At 66.1% G+C, this 1,785-nt stretch carries 2 pseudogenes; both read right to left on the minus strand.

The features are described 5' to 3' along the window. Positions 1-1,064 (minus strand): annotated as a pseudogene (locus Q0L11_RS20935) (preprotein translocase subunit SecA); the annotation flags it as partial. A gap of 368 nt (positions 1,065-1,432) precedes the next feature. Then, positions 1,433-1,785: pseudogene (locus Q0L11_RS20940) on the minus strand (acetyl-CoA C-acyltransferase); the annotation flags it as partial.

Consider the following 1,785-nt stretch of genomic DNA (forward strand, 5'->3'; position numbering starts at 1 on the left):
TAGAGGCGGAAGTAGTTCTGGATCGTCACCGAGGCCAGGGTCTGGTTCTCGGGCTGGACGACGGCGCCTTCCTTGGCCTCGATCGCTTGGTGCAGGCCTTCCGACAGGCGGCGGCCATGCATCATGCGGCCGGTGAACTCGTCGATGAGGATCACCTCGCCCGCGCGGACGATGTAGTCCTTGTCCCGCACGTACATCACGTTGGCGCGCAGGGCCTGGTTCACGTGGTGGACGACCGAGATGTTGGCGGCGTCGTACAGGCCGGCGGAGTCCTCACCCAGGTGGCCCGCCTCGGCCAGCATCTCCTCGATCTTCTCCGAGCCTTCCTCGGTCAGGATCACCTGCCGCTGCTTCTCGTCGTAGTCGAAGGTGGTGGTGTCCTTGATCAGCTCTTTGATGAGCAGGTCGATGGTCCGGTAGAAGTCGGAGCGGTCTTCGGTGGGGCCCGAGATGATCAGCGGCGTGCGGGCCTCGTCGATCAGGATCGAGTCCACCTCGTCGACGATCGCGAAGTTGTGGCCGCGCTGGACCATTTCGCTGGCGTCGTAGACCAGGTTGTCGCGCAGGTAGTCGAAGCCGAACTCGTTGTTCGTGCCGTAGGTGATGTCGCTGCGGTAGGCGTCCTGGCGCTGGCCCTGCGAGAGCCCGTGCACGATCACGCCGACGGTCAGGCCCAGGAAGCGATAGACCTGGCCCATCCACTCGCTGTCGCGCTGGGCGAGGTAGTCGTTGACGGTGATGACGTGGACGCCCTTGCCCTCGAGGGCGTTCAGGTAGGTCGGGGCCGTCGCCACCAGCGTCTTGCCTTCGCCGGTCCGCATTTCGGCGATGCCGCCCTGGTGCAGGATCTGTCCGCCGACGAGCTGGACGTCGTAGTGCCGCTGACCCAGCACCCGGCGCGAGGCCTCCCGCACGACGGCGAAAGCCTCCTCAAGCAGGCTGTCGAGGGTGGCGCCCTTCGCCAGCCGGTCCCGGAACTCGGCCGTCTTGCCGCGGAGTTGCTCGTCCGAGAGCGCCTGCATGGCGGGCTCCAGCGCCGTGATCTTGGCGATGCGAGCCGTCATGGCCTTGACCTTGCGGTCGTTGGAGGAGCCGAAGAACCGTTGGAAGATGCTCAAGGGGATTGTCCGTGCGGCGGCGATATGGCCCTTCGCCCGCCGGTAAAAAGGCGCTCTTTTGGGGCGTGGGTGACTTAAGGACTGCCCCCGGCCAAGTCAACGCGGCGCACCTGTCACGGGTTGACCGTTCCCGTCTGGCGGGTAGCTGCGCCACACCGCCGCGTGGGCCCGACGTCGCTTCGTGCACGCGAACGCATGGTCGTTCGAGGTCACGGCTGTCATTCCCAGATGAAAAAGGCGGGCTGCAAGCTCTTCGCCGGCGGCCCGCCCTCTCAAATGCTCGTTTGTCGGCGGCCAAGCCGCCTTTCCAAACGCTAGAAGACCTCGAAAAGACCCGCGCCGCCCATACCGCCGCCGATGCACATGGAAACGACCACGTGCTTGGCGCCGCGGCGCTTGCCTTCCTGCAGGATATGGCCCGCCAGGCGCGCGCCGGTCATGCCGAAGGGGTGACCGATGGCGATGGAGCCGCCGTTGACGTTGTACTTCGCCGGGTCGATGCCCAGCTTGTCGCGGCTGTAGAGGCACTGGCTGGCGAAGGCCTCGTTCAGTTCCCACAGGTCGATGTCGTCGACCTTCAGGCCGTGACGCTCGAGCAGGCGCGGAATGGCGAAGACCGGGCCGATGCCCATTTCGTCGGGCTCGCAGCCGGCGACGGCCCAGCCCT

This window comes from Phenylobacterium sp. (assembly GCF_024508875.1).
Taxonomy (GTDB): Bacteria; Pseudomonadota; Alphaproteobacteria; order Caulobacterales; family Caulobacteraceae; genus Phenylobacterium.